The organism is Frankia tisae (assembly GCF_025403405.1).
In the GTDB taxonomy this organism is placed as follows: domain Bacteria; phylum Actinomycetota; class Actinomycetes; order Frankiales; family Frankiaceae; genus Frankia; species Frankia tisai.
This window is the reverse complement of the sequence record NZ_JANEZT010000002.1, coordinates 24,171-39,928: the sequence shown is the minus strand read 5'-3', so window position 1 is coordinate 39,928 and position 15,758 is coordinate 24,171. Positions and strand designations below refer to the sequence as shown.

Below are 15,758 nucleotides of genomic sequence, written 5' to 3'. Positions count from 1 at the left end.
ATTTTCCGCATAGCCAATAGCAATTGTTTCATCGGTGAAGGAGGAACTCGATGACCACCATCCTTACCGGCCTCACGGCGGGCGCGAGACGATGACCTCGCTGGACGAGGCCACGGTTGTCGACATCCACGCGCACTGGCAACCGGTCGGCTGGCAGGGCGGGGTCAGCGCGAGCACGCTGGGTCTCGGCGAGCCCGATCCCCGCGAGGACCTCGCCAGCCTCGCCGCCGAGAGCGAGGGCGCCGGGGTCGATCTGCGTGCGCTCAGCGCACCGGCAGAATCGTTGTTCGGTCCCAGCGGGGACATCGACCCGGCGCGGGTGAACGCGGTGAACGAGGACCTCGCCGGGCAGCTGCGCTTGCATGATCGGTTCCTCGGGCTGGCCACCGTCGACGCCTACTCCGGCGAGGGCGGCGCCGAACAGGCGCGGTACGCGATCGAGGAGCTGGGGCTGCACGGCCTGGTGCTGGACTCCTCCCGCCACTCGAAGTTCCTCGGCTCGCCCGAGGCGTTCCCGACCCTGGAGCTCGCCGCACGGCTGGGGGTGCCCGTGTTCGTGCACCCCGTGCAGCCCCAGCAGGCCGAGGTGCTGCGGGAGGTCGCGGGTCGTCCCGGCAGCTCGGCCGGGCGCGGTCTGCAGAACGCGGTGGCCTTCCTCTCGGCGCTGCACGCGGACCTGCCCACCCGGTTGCCGCACCTGCAGCTGGTCTTCACCGCTCTCGGGCACGGCGGGTTGCTGTATGCCGCCGACGAACTCGCCGAGCACCGTAGCCGGCTCGGTGACGGCAGCGCCGGGGCGAACATCTACTTCGACACGATGCAGTTCAGCGCCCCGCTGCTGCGCTACTTCGGCGAGGTGCTCGGCGCCGAGCGAATCATCGTCGGAAGCGACTGGCCGATTCACCGCGACGCGGCGCGGCCCCACATCGACAACACGTTGGCCGCGGCCGGCTTCGACGCGCCTGCGCGGGAACTGATCCGGATCGGCAACGTCCGGCGATTGTTCCAGCTCCGCGGCGCCTCGCTCGGCCTGACCACGTAACCCACGGACCCGGGGTCGCCCGACCGCCGGTCGGGCGACGCACGGCCGGGCCGGTGGCATCAGGATCGCTGCGGTCCGCCTCGACGGCGAGCGTGCTGCGAGGAGCTCGTACGAGCACTCCGGCGGCCGACGCGCCTGGAGATCGCAGCTTTCCTCACACGGTGCCAGCCGAGATCGGGAACGGCCTCGAGCCGCCGAGGGCGGACGCGCCGATGATGATGGTGGCGGCCTCCTCAACGGTGATCAGGAACTCGGCGGTCGGAATCGGGCCCGCGCCCCACACCAGCACGCCGTGATTGGCGAGCAGGATCGCCTTCGTGTCCGGATGCTCGGCGAGTTTCGCGGCGACCTCGTCGGAGACCTTGCTGCCCCTGGTCCGGTCCCCGTACTTGGTGACCGGGATGTCCCCGCGCTGCCCCAGGAACACCAACGGCTCGTAATGCAGCGGCAGCGGCCTGTTCGCCACCGCGAAACCCGTGGCCGCCGGCGAGTGCGCGTGCAGCACCGTGTCGACCTCGGGACGGGCGCGGTAGACCTCGAGGTGGAACCCCAGAGCATGGACCACGTCCGGGCCGAGGGTTCCCCGGATGATCCGCCCCTCGACATCGACGACTCCGAACTCGTCGACGCCGATGTCGGCCTTGAGCCCGTATGACGACACCAGAATTCCGTCGCCGCTGGGCAGCCGGGCGCTGCCGTTCGAGTTCACGCTGAAGGGCAGCACCTGCGCCCGGTGCAGTTTCTGTACGGCCAGGATGAAATCGGCTCGGATCGCCTCATCGGCCGCGGCGAGGTCAAGCGGCCCGAGCGGCTCGGCGGGCCTGTTCAACTCGGTGGGCTCGTTCCACTCAGTGGGCTTGGACTCTGTGCTGGTCGCCATCGGTGACCCTTCGTCTGGTTGGTCCTGTCGGAAAATGCGGGTGACGCGGGCGATGAACCACCCGCCCGCGTGGCCGGGAGCAGCGATGTCCTTTCCGCTCCGCGGGCATGGAGAGCTCCTCCCGGCTACTTGAGGTTCCCGAGGCCGGCGGGAACGCCGCCGCTACCCGCCCGCGAGATGAGCAGCGCAGCGAGCAGCGCACTGCCGTTGAACACGTTCGGCACCCAGGCCGGCGCGCCCACCATCGTCAGTCCTGTGAGGCCGACGCGGAGCATCACGACGGCCAGCAGGGTCCCCCACACGTTCAGCTGGCCCCGTCGCGAGACCAGGGCGCCCAGGAATACGGCCGCGACCCCGTTGAGCAGGAAGTCCGTGCCGATCGACGGGTTGGCCGACTGGAGCTCGGCGGTCTGCGCCACGCCGGCCAGCGCGGCCAGGGTCGCCCCGAGAACCAGCGAGATCGTGATGTACCGCGACGTGCGCACGCCGATCAACGCCGCCGCCTCACGTCCCGTGCCGGTTGCTCGCAGGCGCCGGCCGAACGGTGTTCGCGAGATGAGATAACCGAGCACGACCGCCAGGGCGAGCGTGTAGAAGATCACGAGTGGGAGGTTGAGAATCCGTTTGCTCACCAGGTGGTTGAAGCTCGCCGGTATCCCCTCGTAGAGGGTCTTGCCATCGCCGATGAGGTAGGCCACGCCCCCGAGAGCGGTGATCATGCCGAGCGTGGTGATGAATGAGTTCAGGCGCGCCACCACTATCAGGACGGCGTTGACCAGACCGATGGCGGCGCCGACGGCGAGCGCTCCGGCGACGGCGGCGACCGTGGGCCAGCCGTGGCCGAAGGCCCACGCCGTGAACATGGCGGCGACGCCCATCACGGCTCCCACGGAGATGTCGACCTCGCCCGCGGTGAAGGACACCGTCATGGCAAGCCCGATGATCGCCGAGACCGACGACGCATACAGGATCGCGCTGAAGTTGTCCCAGGTCGCGAACTGTGCCGGCTTGAGGATCGAGAAGACGATCAGGAAGGAGACCAGCAGAACCAACGGCGACAGGCGGGTGAGCAGGTCGAACGCGATCGCGGCGAACGGCACCGGCGACCTGCGTTCCTCCCGGCGGGCCACGTGTACCGCGCTCGCTGCGTCGGCTTCGGCGGCTTCGGCTTCGGCTTCGGCTGCGTCGGCTGCGTCGGCTTCGGCCACGTCGCTCATGCCGAACGTCCCTCGACGCCGGCGGTCGCGTGCGTGAGCCGGCTGCGCGTCAGTTCCCCGGGCCCGAACACCCGCCGTGTTCGGCCACGGTCGAGGATCAGGGCGCGATCGGCGAGATCGAGCAGTTCGTCGCCGTCCGACGTGCCGAGCACGATCGCCATCCCGTCCGCCTTCAGCCGCCGGATGATGCCCGCCACCTCTCGGCGCGCGCCGACGTCGATGCCCTGGGTGGGTTCGTCGAGGACGAGGACGCGGGGACGCAGCCGCACCGCCCGCGCGATCGCCACCTTCTGCTGGTTGCCCCCGCTGAGCAGACGCACGGGAAACTCCAGTTCGCGCGGACGGATGTCGAACTGTTCGATGAGCGTCCGCGCCTCGGCCTTCTCGCGAGCGCGGTCGATCATCGACCAGCGCGTGAGCGAGCGCAGGTCGCCGAGCGTCAGGTTCTCCCGCACGGTCAGCTCGCCCAGGACGCCGTCGCGACGGCGGTTCTGCGGCACGGTCACGATGCCGTCGGCGACGGCGGCATGCGGCGCCGCGTACGACCGGGGGCGACCGCCGACCTCGAGCGTCCCGCGCCGCGGCCGCTGGGCGCCGCCCAGTATCCGGGTCAGCTCGCTGCGCCCCGAACCCACGAGGCCGCCGACGCCCAGCACCTCGCCGGGGTAGATCTCGATGTCGACCCCCGCCAGGCGCCGCCCATGCAGGCCGCGCCCGATGACGATGGGCTGGTGCAACTCGTCCACGGCCGTCGGCGCGCTCTCGTACTCGGTCAGATCCTTGCCGATCATCATCTCGACCAGATCCCCGGCGGCGAGACCGGCGACGGGCCGCTGCCGGACGAGGCGCCCGTCACGCAGGACGGCGACTCGGTCGGCGATCTGCAGGACCTCCTCGAGGCGGTGGGAGACGAGGATCACCGCCGCCCCCGCGTCCCGGGCGCGACGGATGGCACCGAAGACACGGTCGACCTCGTCGTCGGGCAACGCGGCGGTCGGCTCGTCCAGCACGAGGATGCGCGAGGCGTCACCGTCCGCGTCCTCGAAGGCCCGAGCGATCGCGACCATGGTCTGGTCCGACAGCGACAGGTCGCAGACGTAGTCGTCCGGGGAGGCGCGGACCTCGAAGCGTTCCAGCAGCAGCGCCGCACGGCGACGCTCCTGGCCTGAGCGCAACGGCGTGAGGGCCCTCGACAGGTACCCGGAGTACAGGCCGATGTTGTCCGCCACGGTCGCCTCCCCCATCAGCCCGAGGTCCTGGTGCAGGAAGCGCAGGCCGAGCGCGTGGGCCCGGGCCGGAGACAGGGGCAGCGCCACCTCCGCCTCGCGGACCCGCAACGCGGCCCGGCCGGGATCGGGTGCGAGCACGCCGGCGAGGATCTTGATCAGCGTCGACTTGCCCGATCCGTTCTCCCCCAGCAGCGCCGTCACGGAACCGCCGGGGAACGTGAGCGAGACGTCGTCGAGTGCCCGGGTCGCGCCGAAGCTCCTGGAGACCCCGCTGATCGACAGCATGGTTCCGGCCGCCACGTCAGCGGACCTTCGACAGGTTGGCGCCCGGCGCGACGGCCAGCACACCGAGCTTCGCGTCGGCCTTGCGGTCCAGCACCGCCGCCGCCGCGATCACCTTGCCCTGCAGCGAGTGGTCGATGTCCACGACATGCGTCCACGCGTCGACGTTGGCCTTGTCATGCTGAGATCACCTCTCGGCGGTGGTGGAGTCCTGCGCGGGGTTGACGGAGTGGTCACCGAGCCCCCGATGGGCACGCACGGCCAGGGTCCGCCGGACCATCTCGGCGAGGGCCGTGTTGTTCCTTTCCGCATGCGGGCATACGAAAATCCTCTTCAATATTTACGGCATCGAGGCGGGCGGTCCGCGGAGCAGCAGAAACACCTCGCCCCTGACCTTTGGAAATTTGGCAAACCCTTTTTTCGGGGACTTGGCGGCGGCCGGAACTCCGCACCGGCGCCCACCGAAAACTTGTTTCCGGACACGAAACGCAAGTGTAGGGTCGCATCGCTGGTCAGGCAAGCATCTCCGCACATAGCACGGAATAGGCCTCGGTCAACCTCACACCCGCATAAATAGCCAGATGGCTACCAGGAAGTCGGCGACCGGCGACTTTGCGGCAAGATCGTAATATCGTCTCGGCAATAGCCGGACCGGCTACTTAACGTCATTAACCATTCGGACTGCGCAATCGCACCCAACCTTCGGCGCGGGCGGTTGTGGCTGAGCGATGAGCAGGCCGGGGGTGCGTCGGGCGACGAGCCGCAGTCGGCCTGACTCCCAAGCAGTCGACTACGGAGCGTGGTGACACCACCCGGCCCCCCCGCGGTCCGCAGCCGAAGGCCAGTGCAGGTCAACGGGGCTCAGCGGGCGTCCGCGACTGCGTGTGGCGCCGCTGACAGTCAGCGGGACGCGCGGGATCGGCTGACTAGAGTTGCGGGCGTAGTACGGCGACCACACATACTCAGGAGCTCACGCATGACCTCTACGGTGGAGAGCATCGCCGCGCCGGGGATTCCCGGCCTCGACGAGGCGGGGCGTGCCCTGCTGTTCACGCAGGCACGGACGGCCAACGCCTTCGCCGACACCCCGGTCGGCGACGAGCAGCTCGCCGCGATCTGGGAGCTCACCCGGTGGGCGCCGACCAGCGCCAATCTTCAGCCGCTACGGGTGGCCTTCGTCCGCACTGCGGAGGGTCGGGAGCGGCTGCTGCCACTGATGAACGAGGGCAACCGGGCCAAGACCGCCTCGGCGCCCGCCACCGCCATCCTCGCGGTCGACTCGCGCTTCCACGAGTACGCCCCGACGCTGCTGCCGATCCGGCCACAGATGAAAGACGCGCTCGAGGCCAACGAGCCCATGCGGACCACCATGAGCAGCTTCAACGGACCGCTGCAGGCGGGATACTTCATCCTCGCCATCCGGGCCTGCGGCCTCGTCGCCGGGCCGATGGCCGGCTTCGACGCCGCGGGGATCGACGCCGAGTTCTTCCCGGACGGCCGCTGGAAGTCCGTGCTCGTTGTCAACATCGGCCATCCCGGGGAGAACCCCTGGTTCGAGCGGCTCCCCCGGCTCGACCCCGCCGACGTCATCCGCTGGGCCTGAGCACCGCCCCCGTCCCGGATCCGGCCGCCGGGCCCAACCCCGCCGCCGGCCGGGCCAGGGGCCACTCGTCGCGGTGTTCAGGACCGAGCGCCCGGCGCATGTCGTCGAGGAGCTGCCGCATCTCCCGGACCGACCAAGCATGGCCGGCGGTGCCCGCGCGGCGGCTACGAGATCACGTGCCCTTCGACTGCCCGGCGGCCGTGGGGTAGCGGGCCAGGGCCGCCTGCAGACCCACCGGCGGGGGCGTCGTCGCCGGGTCGTAGAACGGCGAGAACGCGCGCGCGAGCCGGCGCAGGTTCGCCCGGCCGAGTTTCCTCGCCGTGGCCGTCTCCCGTTCCACGGACTGTCGGCGCTCCTCGTCCGTCATCCCGCGCCGGTCCACGCCCAGCAGGTATGCCCGCAACGGCGAGGTGCGCCGGTTCAGGTGCCGGGTGGCGGAGACGATCCCCTTGGCCCGGTATAACCACGCGATCAGCCGGGGCCGGCCGTACAGGCGGTGGTAGACGCGGTTCACGACCGTCCGATGTTCGTACTCCTCGGCCAGATGCCATTTCCACAGCTCGACCGCCGGGGACGGTGCGGCGCCGAGTTCGGTCTCCATCAGACCGTCGACCCACAGCTCGGCGCCGGTCGAACCGATGGTCTCGAAACCCTCGCAGTAGGCGAGCAGCCAGCGCAGCGACCTGGTCCGCAGGAAGTGCTCGTAGTCCCGTTCGAAGACGACCTCGTAGTCCGCCATATCCGGGTAGCCGCCGTCGCGGACCATCGCGTTGAACGCCCGGTGCAGCCGGTAGTGCTGGCCTTCCTGCCGGTTGAACAGGTCGATGTCGCGCAGCAGCTCGGCGTCGATCAGCGGATCCAGCTCCTCGGCCGCACGGCGCATCACCTTGATGAGGAACGGCTCGATGTAGGCCGGGATCATGCCCTGGGCGTTGACGAGATGGACGGCCTCCAGGTTCGAACCCCAGCGAGGCGAGACATCGGTGAAGTCGAATTCCGGCGAACGGACACGCATACCTGCACCAGACCCTTCCGAGCGCGGACGGTACGACGAGCGACCCAGCTCTCGACGGCCGCTCCGCCGACAATGATCCGACACGGGAAGGCCACAGGGACGGAACTCGGCGCGCGGATCGCTACTTTCCCGGTCCAGGAGGGCACGCCGACGGACCTCGCCCCCGCCACGCGGGCGGACCGGCGGACCGGCGGACCGGCGGTGCGTGGGAAGGGTCGCGGTGCGGAGTGCACGATCCGCGGACGTCGGACACCTGCAACTACCTGCCGGAGTCGATCGGTCCCGGTGGCAGGGCCCGCACCAGATACCTCACCGAGGGCCTGGCCAAGCTCGAGAAGGACCCGACCACCGGATTCTTCTACAGCGTGTGCAACGACTTCGCGTGGGCGGTGAACGCGGCGCTTGTCACCACGGCGTTCAAACGACCGGCCCTGAAGGTGTATGCACCGTTGTTGCCCGAGGGGACCAGGGTCGAGCTCTACGGCATCGTGGGGATGCACTCGGACAAGCATCTGTTCACCGTCGTGAATCGTCCGGTCGACAGCTCCCCCGCAAACTTTCGGGCTTGGGGCCGCGGCTGCTTCGTGGTCGACCAGCGGTATGGCCGGCAGGCCATGACACCGGCGGTGAAGTCGTTTGACCCGCAGGACGACCTGCCCGGCACGGGCTTCTACGACCCCGCGTTCATCAGCTGGTGGGACGAGCTCCTCGCCAAGGTGCTGCCGGCGTCGGGCGGCGGCAACAAACTCGCCCTCCAGGCCGAGTTCACCGCCGGCCAGAAGTAGCGCCCTACGCCGGTCCACCGGTCCGCTACCGAGGTGCCGAACGGCGCAGGAGGGCGGCGGTGGGCTGGTCGGCGGGGAGAAAGGCTTCGAGCTTCAGTTCGGCGACGGTGACGTCGACGGCGGTGGCGAACGTGGTGATCGTGGTGATAAGCCGTAGCTCCCCGTTGGCCGAGCGCAGGCGCAGGGGAACCGCGAAGCCGAGATGATCCGGTCCTGGTGGTTCGTCTGGTACGTATTGGCCGAGTTCGGTGTGGAGATCCGCGAGGCGGTCGTCGGGATTGCGCAGGATCTCGGCGTGAATGCCGTCGAGAATGTGCCGGGACCATTCGGCGAGATTCACGATGCGCGGCGCCAGGCCGGCGGGATGCAGCGCGAGGCGGTAGACGTTGGCGCCTGGCCCGAGCAGTTCCGGCGCCGCGCCGTCGGCGAGGAGGGCGAACGCGTCGTTGGCGGCGACCAGGTCGCCGTAGCGGTCGACGACGATCGCAGGGTAGGGCAGGTGCCCGGTCAGGATGTGCGTCAGCGCGGCGCGCACCGGGGCCAGCGGCGGGTCGTCCAGGGAGGTCCGCGGGTAGGCGGGGGCGTAGCCCGCGGCGAGCAGCAGCCTGTTTCGCTCCCGTAGCTGCAGGTCCAGGGATTCCGCCAGTCGAACGACCATGGCCCGGCCAGGTTCCGACCGGCCGTTCTCCAGAAAGCTGACGTGCCGCTGGGTGGTCCCCGCCCGCTCGGCCAGTTCGAGCTGGCTGAGCCGCCGGCGGAGCCGGCGTTCGCGCAGTGCCTGCGGGAAGTCCACGAGCATCGTTGTACCGCCCCGGATCGATCGCCGGCCATTCCTCCAAGGGAATTGCCACCCTTCACCGGCCGCCGGCACGATGCGGCGCATGAACGATGACCTCCGCCTCGGCGTGCTCGTCCCGATCGGAAAAGCCCAGTGGGGCGCGGGAACCGACCCACGTGAGCTCGTCGATTTCGCGGTCCAGGCAGAGAACCTCGGCTACGACTCGTTGTGGGTCAACGACTCGCTGCTCGGCCCGCGCATCGAAGCGCTGACCATGCTCGCCGCCTTGGCACCGGTCACCGACCGCGTCACCCTCGGCACGGCGACGCTCCTACCGGTACTTCGCCGGCCCGTGCAGGCGGCGCAGGCCCTCGCCTCCCTCGACCTGCTGTCCGGCGGGCGACTGACCGTGGCCGTGGGCGCGGCCTTTCCCGGCCGTTTCGGCCGGCCTCTGCACGACCTGTCCCAGGTTCCCTGGGCCGACCGGTTCACCCGGCTCGACGAGACCATCGCCCTGTGGCGCCGGCTGTGGACCGCCGATGGCCCGACCTCCTTCCACGGCGACCTTCTGCACTTCGACGGGATCCCGCCGGCCACGGCGCCCAGCCAGGCCGGTGGCCCACCGATCTGGCTCGGCGGCGCCACCCCCGCCGCGCTCACCCGCACCGGTCGCCGCTACGACGGGTGGCTGCCCTACCCGCCCAACGCGGCGGACTACCGGACCGGTCTGGCCCAGGTACGGCGGGCAGCAGCCGACGCGGGCCGCGCCCCGGACACGATCACGCCTGCCCTGTTCGTGTCGGTGCTGATCGCCGACACCCTGGAGAGCGGACGCGACGCCCTGGCGGACTACAGCCGGGCGAACTACGGACTCGCGCTGCGGGACCTCGAAGCCATCCAGGCCGTGACCACCGGGCCGCCGGCGCAGGTGGCTGCGCACCTGGCGGGCTACATCGCCGCCGGAGCACGCCACCTCGTCTGCCGGATCGGCACCGTCGACCTCGGATCCGCACGGGAGCAGCTCGAACGTCTCGCCGAAATCCTCCCGAGCCTGCGCGGGCCTGCCGGTGGTTCAGGTGAGGGCCGTGGCGAGGGAGGCGCAGGCGCGGATCAGCGCCGGCGCCGCGCGGCCGGTGAGGTCGTCACTCATGCGCACGGCGGGGCCTGACACGGACAGCGCCATCGGCGCCATGCCGGGCACGGACATCGGCATGGCGACGCAGCGCACCCCGACCTCCATCTCGCCCTCGTCGAGGGCGTAGCCGCGGGCGCGGATGGCGGCCAGCTCGTCAAGCAGTGCGTCGAGCTCGACGATGGTCGTGGCGGTGTGAATGGACAGCGTCGAGCGCCTGAGGATCGCGCGGGCCTCGTCGTCGCCGAGCGTGGACAGCAGCGCCTTGCCGACGCCGGTGCAGTACAGGGGGACCCGCCGGCCCACCTCGGTGAAAGTCCGCATCGAGTACACCCCGGGAGCCTGGGCGACGTACTCGGCCCGCTCGCCGGCCAGGACCGCGAGGTTGGCCGACTCGCCGAGCCCGTCGGCGAGTTCGCGCAGGACCGGGGCGGCCCGCTCGCCGAGCAGCGCGTTCGCACCGGCGCCCAGCGGAACCAGCCGGGAACCGAGGCAGTACCGGCGGTCGGGAAGCTGGCGTAGGTAGCCGCGAGCGGTGAGGGTCTGGACCAGCCGGTGGATGGTCGGCAGCGGCAGACCGGTCGCCGCGGCCATCGCGCTGATCGAACAGCCGCCGCCCGCTGCCTCGACGACCTCGAGGATGTCCAGGGCACGCTGGACCGACTGCACCCCCGCCGCACGCTGCTCGACCGGCATTCCCGCGCACCTCCCTCTCCCCTCGGGCCGGGCATCGGCCCTGAGCACGGGGCGCGTCTCGGCCGGCTCCCCCGCCGGCTCCCCCGCGTTCGCCTTGACCGAGGGCGCCGCCGCGCCCTACGTTCGTATCACGATACAGATTTCTTTTTCCGCATGGTGGAAGTTGGCAGAGCGGAAGCCGGCAGAGTAGAAGTCGGCGTCCTGGAAGCGATGTCGTGCGGACCCTCCCCTGGAAAGGCTGGCCGCTGTGACCGTGGAGGACGTCACCATCGCCGAGCTGGTTGACGCGCTGCCCGCCGGGGTGGTCGTCACCGATCCCGACCTGCTGGAGAAGTACCGCCGTGACCGCGCGGCGGACCCGCTCGCGGGGCAGCCCCTCGCGGCGGTGCGCGCCGAGTCGACCGAGCACGTTCAGATCGCCGTCCGGTGGGCGGCGCGCCACCGCGTCGCAGTGGTGCCGCGGGGGGCGGGCACCGGGCTGTCCGGCGGCTCCACCGCCGTCACCGGGGGCATCGTGCTGTCGACGGAGCGGATGCGCTCGATCCGCGTCGACCCGCTCACCCGGATGGCCGTCGTGCAGCCGGGTCTGCTCAACGCCGAGGTCAAGGCGGCGGCCGCGGCCCATGGGCTGTGGTATCCGCCGGACCCGTCGTCGTTCGAGATCTGTTCCATCGGGGGCAACGTCGCGACGAACGCGGGCGGCCTGTGCTGCGTGAAGTACGGCGTCACGACCGACTACGTGCTCGGGCTGGAGGTCGTGCTCGCCGACGGGCGCGCCGTGCGCCTCGGCGGCCCGCGGCTCAAGGACGTCGCCGGGCTGTCGCTGACCAAGCTGTTCGTCGGCAGCGAGGGGACGCTCGGCATCGTCACCGAGGCCACCCTGCGGCTCATCCCGGCCCAGCCGCCGTCGAGTACGCTGGTCGCCACCTTCCCCACCACCGAGGCGGCCACCGCGGCCATCCTGGCGATCACGTCGGCCATCCGGCCCTCGATGCTGGAGTTCATGGACCAGGCGTCGATCAACGCCGTCGAGGACGTCCTGCACATGGGGCTCGACCGCGACGCGGCCGCGCTGCTCGTGGCCCGTTCCGACAGCCAGCACCTCGCCGCCGAGCTCGAAATGAAGATCATGCTCGACGCCTGCGTGGCCAGCGGCGCCACCGAGACGCTGGTCACCGACGACCCGGACGAGGGCGAGGCGTTCGTCGCGGCGCGCCGCGCGGCCATCCCCGCGGTGGAACGGCGCGGCGCGCTGCTGCTCGAGGATGTCGGCGTGCCGCTACCGCGGCTGCCGGAACTGGTCCAGGGCATCGAGACGATCGCGGCCGACCGCGCCCTGACGATCGCCCTGATCGCGCACGCCGGCGACGGCAACACCCATCCACTCATCGTCTTCGACCCGGCCGACGCGGACATGGCCCAGCGGGCCGAGCTCGCCTTCGGCGAGGTGATGGACCTCGCCATCAAGCTCGACGGCACGATCACCGGCGAGCACGGCGTCGGCCGGCTCAAGAAGGTCTGGTTACCCGACCAGCTCGGTCCGGAGGTGATGGAGCTGTCCCTGCGCATCAAGCAGGCGCTCGACCCCCTGGGCATCCTCAACCCCGGGGCGATCTTCCCCTGACGGCGGATTCCCCGGACGGCAGGCCCCGCACGTTTCGACCGCGCCGCTCGGCAACGCGACCACACGACAAGGACTGACGATGACCGAACGGATCCAGCTCGGTGCCCTTCAGGTGGCGGCGAGCCTGCACGAGTTCGTGCAGACCGCCGCCCTGCCCGGCTCGGGAGTTGAGCCCGCGGCCTTCTGGAGCGGCGTCGAGGAGATCGTCACCGCGCTCACGCCCGTCAACCGGGCCCTGCTCGCCGAGCGCGACGAGCTGCAGCGGCAGATCGACGAATGGCACCGTGCCCGCGCCGGCTCCCCGCACGACGCGGACGCCTACCACGACTTCCTCGTCGAGATCGGCTACCTGCGGCCGGAGCCGGAGCCGTTCCAGCTCTCGACCGAGAACGTCGACGACGAGATCGCGCTGACCGCCGGCCCGCAGCTCGTCGTGCCGGTCCTCAACGCCCGGTACGCCCTCAACGCGGCGAATGCCCGCTGGGGCTCGCTGTACGACGCCCTCTACGGCACCGACGCCATCGCCGAGGACGACGGCGCGCACCGCGACGGGCCCTACAACCCGGTCCGCGGCGCGAAGGTCATCGCCTACGCGCGGGCGTTCCTCGACCAGATCGCGCCGCTGCGCGAGGGCGGTCACGGCGACGCGGCGCACTACGCCGTCGCCGACGGCGGCCTGGTCGTCACGCTGGCCGACGGCACGAAGACCGGCCTGGCCGCCCCCTCGGCGCTGCGCGGGTACACCGGCGAGGCGGCGTCGCCCAGCGGGATCCTGCTGGCCCACCACGGCCTGCACGCGGAGATCCTCGTCGATCGCGCGGGAGCCATCGGCGCCGGCGACCCCGCCGGGGTGCAGGACGTCGTCCTCGAGTCCGCACTCACCACGATCGTCGACTTCGAGGACTCCATCACCGCCGTCGACGCCGAGGACAAGGTGGCGGCCTACGCCAACTGGCTGGCGTTGAACCAGGGCACCCTGACCGCGACGGTGGCCAAGGGCGGGTCGTCGTTCGAGCGGGCGCTGGCCGCGGACCGGACGTTCACCGCGCCCGACGGCGGGCAGGTCGTGCTGCCGGGCCGGGCGCTGCTGCTGGTCCGCAACGTCGGGCACCTGATGACCACCGACGCGATCCTCGGCCCCGACGGCGAGGAGGTGTTCGAGGGCATCCTCGACGCGATCATCACGTCCCTGGCGGCGCTGCCGGGCCTGCGCGCGGACGCGGCCAGGCGCAACAGCCGCACCGGCTCGATCTACATCGTCAAGCCGAAGATGCACGGCCCGGCCGAGGCGGCCCTCACCGTCGACCTGTTCGCCCGGGTCGAGGCGCTGCTCGGCCTGCCGGCCGACACCCTCAAGATCGGGATCATGGACGAGGAGCGCCGCACCACGGTGAACCTCGCCGCGTCGATCGAGGCGGCCCGCCGGCGGGTGGTGTTCATCAACACCGGCTTCCTGGACCGGTCCGGCGACGAGATCCACACCTCCTTCGAGGCCGGGCCGATGGTGCGCAAGGCCGACATGAAGACGCAGACCTGGATCACCACCTACGAGAACAACAACGTCGACCAGGGGCTGGCGGCCGGCCTGTCGGGCCGCGCCCAGATCGGCAAGGGTATGTGGGCGATGCCCGACCTGATGGCCGACATGCTGACCCAGAAGATCGGCCAGCTCCAGGCCGGCGCGACGACGGCCTGGGTGCCCTCACCCACCGCGGCGACCCTGCACGCGCTGCACTACCACCAGATCGACGTCTTCGCCCGCCAGCACGAGCTCGCCGACCGGCCCCGCGCGAACCTGCGTGACATCCTGCGGATCCCGCTCGGCGACCCGGCCGCGTGGAGCGCCGAGGACCGCCAGCAGGAGATCGACAACAACGCGCAGTCGATCCTCGGCTACGTCGTGCGCTGGATCGACCAGGGCATCGGCTGCTCGAAGGTGCCCGACATCCACGACGTCGCGCTGATGGAGGACCGCGCCACCCTGCGGATCTCCAGCCAGCTCATGGCGAACTGGCTGCGCCACGGTGTCGTCACCTCGGAGCAGGTGCACGCCAGCCTGCAGCGGATGGCCGCCATCGTCGACAAGCAGAACGCCGACGATCCGGCCTACCGGCCGATGGCCCCGGGCTTCGACGGCGTCGCCTTCCGCTGCGCCACCAGCCTCATCTTCGACGGCGCCCGCCAGCCCAACGGCTACACCGAGCCGATCCTGCACGCCCATCGCCGGGAGGCGAAGGCGCTGGCCGCCGGACTGTGACATAAGTCGATCGGTGACATAAGTCGGTAACGAGAACAACGATGACTCTGGGCAAGGTGGTGTGGTCATGCGTGACGCAGTGATCGTTGAAGCGGTACGGACGCCGGTGGGCAAGCGGAACGGCGCGCTGGCCGGGGTCCATCCCGGCGACCTGTCGGCGCACGTCCTGACGGAGCTCGCCGCCCGCAGCGGGATCGACCCCGGCCTGGTCGACGACGTCGTCTGGGGCGTCGTCTCCCAGGTCGGCGAGCAGGCCCTCGACATGGCCCGCACCGCGGTGATCACCGCCGGCTGGCCGGAGCACGTCCCCGGGACGACCGTCGACCGGCAGTGCGGCTCGTCGCAGCAGGCGGTCCACTTCGCCGCCGCCGGGGTCATCGCCGGGCAGTACGACCTGGTCGTGGCGGGCGGCGTCGAGTCGATGACCCGGGTGCCGATGGGTTCCGCGGTCGGCGACGCCAAGCCGCATCCGGCCAGGTTCATCGAGTACTGCGGCGGGGTGCGCCCCAACCAGGGGGTCGGCGCCGAGATGATCGCCGAGAAGTGGGGTTTCTCGCGGGCCCACTGCGACGAGTTCTCCCTCGCCAGCCATGAGCGGGCGGCAGCGGCCGCGGATGCCGGCCGGTTCGAGGCGCAGATCGCCCCGATCGACCTGCCGGGCGGCGGCGTGTTCGGCGCCGACGAAGGCATCCGCCGCGGCGGCACCCTCGAGTCCCTCGGCAAGCTGAAGACCGTGTTCCGCCCGGACGGCGGCGTCGTCACCGCCGGCAACGCCTCGCAGATCTCCGACGGTTCCGCCGCGCTGCTCCTGACGACGAGCGAGCGGGCGGCCGAGCTCGGTCTCGCCCCGATCGCCCGCGTGCACACCGCGGTCGTCGTCGGCTCCGACCCCGTCATGATGCTCACCGGTCCCATCCCGGCCACCCACAAGGCGCTGGCGCGCAGCGGCCTGTCCCTCGGCGACATCGGCGCGTTCGAGGTCAACGAGGCATTCGCGCCGGTCCCGCTGGCGTGGCTGGCCGAGTTCGGCGCCGACCCCACGACGGTCAACCCCAACGGCGGCGCGATCGCGCTCGGCCACCCCCTGGGCGGCTCGGGCGCGCGGATCATGACCACGCTCGTCCACCACATGCGGGACAACGGCATCCGGTACGGCCTGCAGACCATGTGCGAGGGCGGCGGCCAGGCCAACGCCACCATCCTCGAGCTGCTCTGACC

Annotated in this window: 14 protein-coding genes; 7 read left to right on the top strand and 7 right to left on the bottom strand. The window is 70.9% G+C overall.

The window, feature by feature from the left end:
• Positions 1–34 precede the first annotated feature (34 nt).
• On the top strand, positions 35–1,042 hold the full coding sequence (locus NBZ85_RS00525; protein ID WP_261555658.1) for an amidohydrolase family protein: 1,008 nt from the start codon (positions 35–37) through the stop codon (positions 1,040–1,042).
• 154 nt (positions 1,043–1,196) lie between these two features.
• On the opposite strand, the gene NBZ85_RS00520 is transcribed toward NBZ85_RS00525, so the two are convergent.
• From NBZ85_RS00520 to NBZ85_RS00505, 4 genes are all read right to left on the bottom strand, one after another.
• Positions 1,197–1,922, bottom strand: coding sequence for a class II aldolase/adducin family protein (locus NBZ85_RS00520; RefSeq protein WP_261561348.1), 726 nt, complete (start codon positions 1,920–1,922; stop codon positions 1,197–1,199).
• A gap of 125 nt (positions 1,923–2,047) precedes the next feature.
• Entirely contained in the window at positions 2,048–3,139 is a 1,092-nt protein-coding gene (locus NBZ85_RS00515) for an ABC transporter permease (RefSeq protein WP_261561347.1), read from the bottom strand.
• A complete protein-coding gene (locus tag NBZ85_RS00510; RefSeq protein ID WP_261555655.1) occupies positions 3,136–4,668 on the bottom strand; it encodes a sugar ABC transporter ATP-binding protein in 1,533 nt (510 codons plus the stop codon). The genes NBZ85_RS00515 and NBZ85_RS00510 overlap by 4 nt, the downstream gene beginning before the upstream one ends.
• Before the next feature lies 1 nt (position 4,669).
• The gene (locus NBZ85_RS00505) at positions 4,670–4,795 is read right to left on the bottom strand and encodes a hypothetical protein (RefSeq protein WP_261555654.1); all 126 of its coding nucleotides are present in this window, start codon (positions 4,793–4,795) and stop codon (positions 4,670–4,672) included.
• Positions 4,796–5,626: 831 nt separating this feature from the next.
• Here NBZ85_RS00505 and NBZ85_RS00500 point away from each other — a divergent pair.
• Entirely contained in the window at positions 5,627–6,253 is a 627-nt protein-coding gene (locus NBZ85_RS00500) for a malonic semialdehyde reductase (RefSeq protein WP_261555653.1), read from the top strand.
• 172 nt (positions 6,254–6,425) lie between these two features.
• Here NBZ85_RS00500 and NBZ85_RS00495 read toward each other — a convergent pair whose 3' ends face one another.
• A complete protein-coding gene (locus NBZ85_RS00495; protein ID WP_261555652.1) occupies positions 6,426–7,268 on the bottom strand; it encodes a metal-dependent hydrolase in 843 nt (280 codons plus the stop codon).
• A gap of 227 nt (positions 7,269–7,495) precedes the next feature.
• On the opposite strand from NBZ85_RS00495, the gene NBZ85_RS00490 reads away from it, so the two are divergent.
• Positions 7,496–8,053 carry a hypothetical protein gene (locus NBZ85_RS00490; RefSeq protein ID WP_261555651.1) on the top strand — a complete coding sequence of 186 codons (558 nt, stop codon included), beginning with the start codon at positions 7,496–7,498 and terminating at the stop codon, positions 8,051–8,053.
• 25 nt (positions 8,054–8,078) lie between these two features.
• Here NBZ85_RS00490 and NBZ85_RS00485 read toward each other — a convergent pair whose 3' ends face one another.
• The gene (locus NBZ85_RS00485; RefSeq protein ID WP_261561352.1) at positions 8,079–8,846 is read right to left on the bottom strand and encodes an MmyB family transcriptional regulator; all 768 of its coding nucleotides are present in this window, start codon (positions 8,844–8,846) and stop codon (positions 8,079–8,081) included.
• 88 nt (positions 8,847–8,934) lie between these two features.
• On the opposite strand from NBZ85_RS00485, the gene NBZ85_RS00480 reads away from it, so the two are divergent.
• The gene (locus NBZ85_RS00480; RefSeq protein ID WP_261560620.1) at positions 8,935–9,999 is read left to right on the top strand and encodes an LLM class flavin-dependent oxidoreductase; all 1,065 of its coding nucleotides are present in this window, start codon (positions 8,935–8,937) and stop codon (positions 9,997–9,999) included.
• Here NBZ85_RS00480 and NBZ85_RS00475 read toward each other — a convergent pair.
• Complete coding sequence (locus NBZ85_RS00475) at positions 9,904–10,659, bottom strand: IclR family transcriptional regulator (RefSeq protein WP_261561346.1); 756 nt, start codon at positions 10,657–10,659, stop codon at positions 9,904–9,906. The genes NBZ85_RS00480 and NBZ85_RS00475 overlap by 96 nt on opposite strands.
• Before the next feature lie 247 nt (positions 10,660–10,906).
• Here NBZ85_RS00475 and NBZ85_RS00470 point away from each other — a divergent pair, with 247 nt between their 5' ends.
• The 3 genes from NBZ85_RS00470 to NBZ85_RS00460 all read left to right on the top strand — a co-directional run bounded on the left by NBZ85_RS00470 (position 10,907) and on the right by NBZ85_RS00460 (position 15,756).
• A complete protein-coding gene (locus NBZ85_RS00470; protein ID WP_261561345.1) occupies positions 10,907–12,283 on the top strand; it encodes an FAD-binding oxidoreductase in 1,377 nt (458 codons plus the stop codon).
• Positions 12,284–12,362: 79 nt separating this feature from the next.
• Positions 12,363–14,540 carry a malate synthase G gene (locus NBZ85_RS00465; protein WP_261554778.1) on the top strand — a complete coding sequence of 726 codons (2,178 nt, stop codon included), beginning with the start codon at positions 12,363–12,365 and terminating at the stop codon, positions 14,538–14,540.
• A 67-nt stretch (positions 14,541–14,607) separates the two neighbouring features.
• Positions 14,608–15,756, top strand: coding sequence for a thiolase family protein (locus NBZ85_RS00460; protein ID WP_261554779.1), 1,149 nt, complete (start codon positions 14,608–14,610; stop codon positions 15,754–15,756).
• The last annotated feature ends 2 nt before the right edge of the window (positions 15,757–15,758 follow it).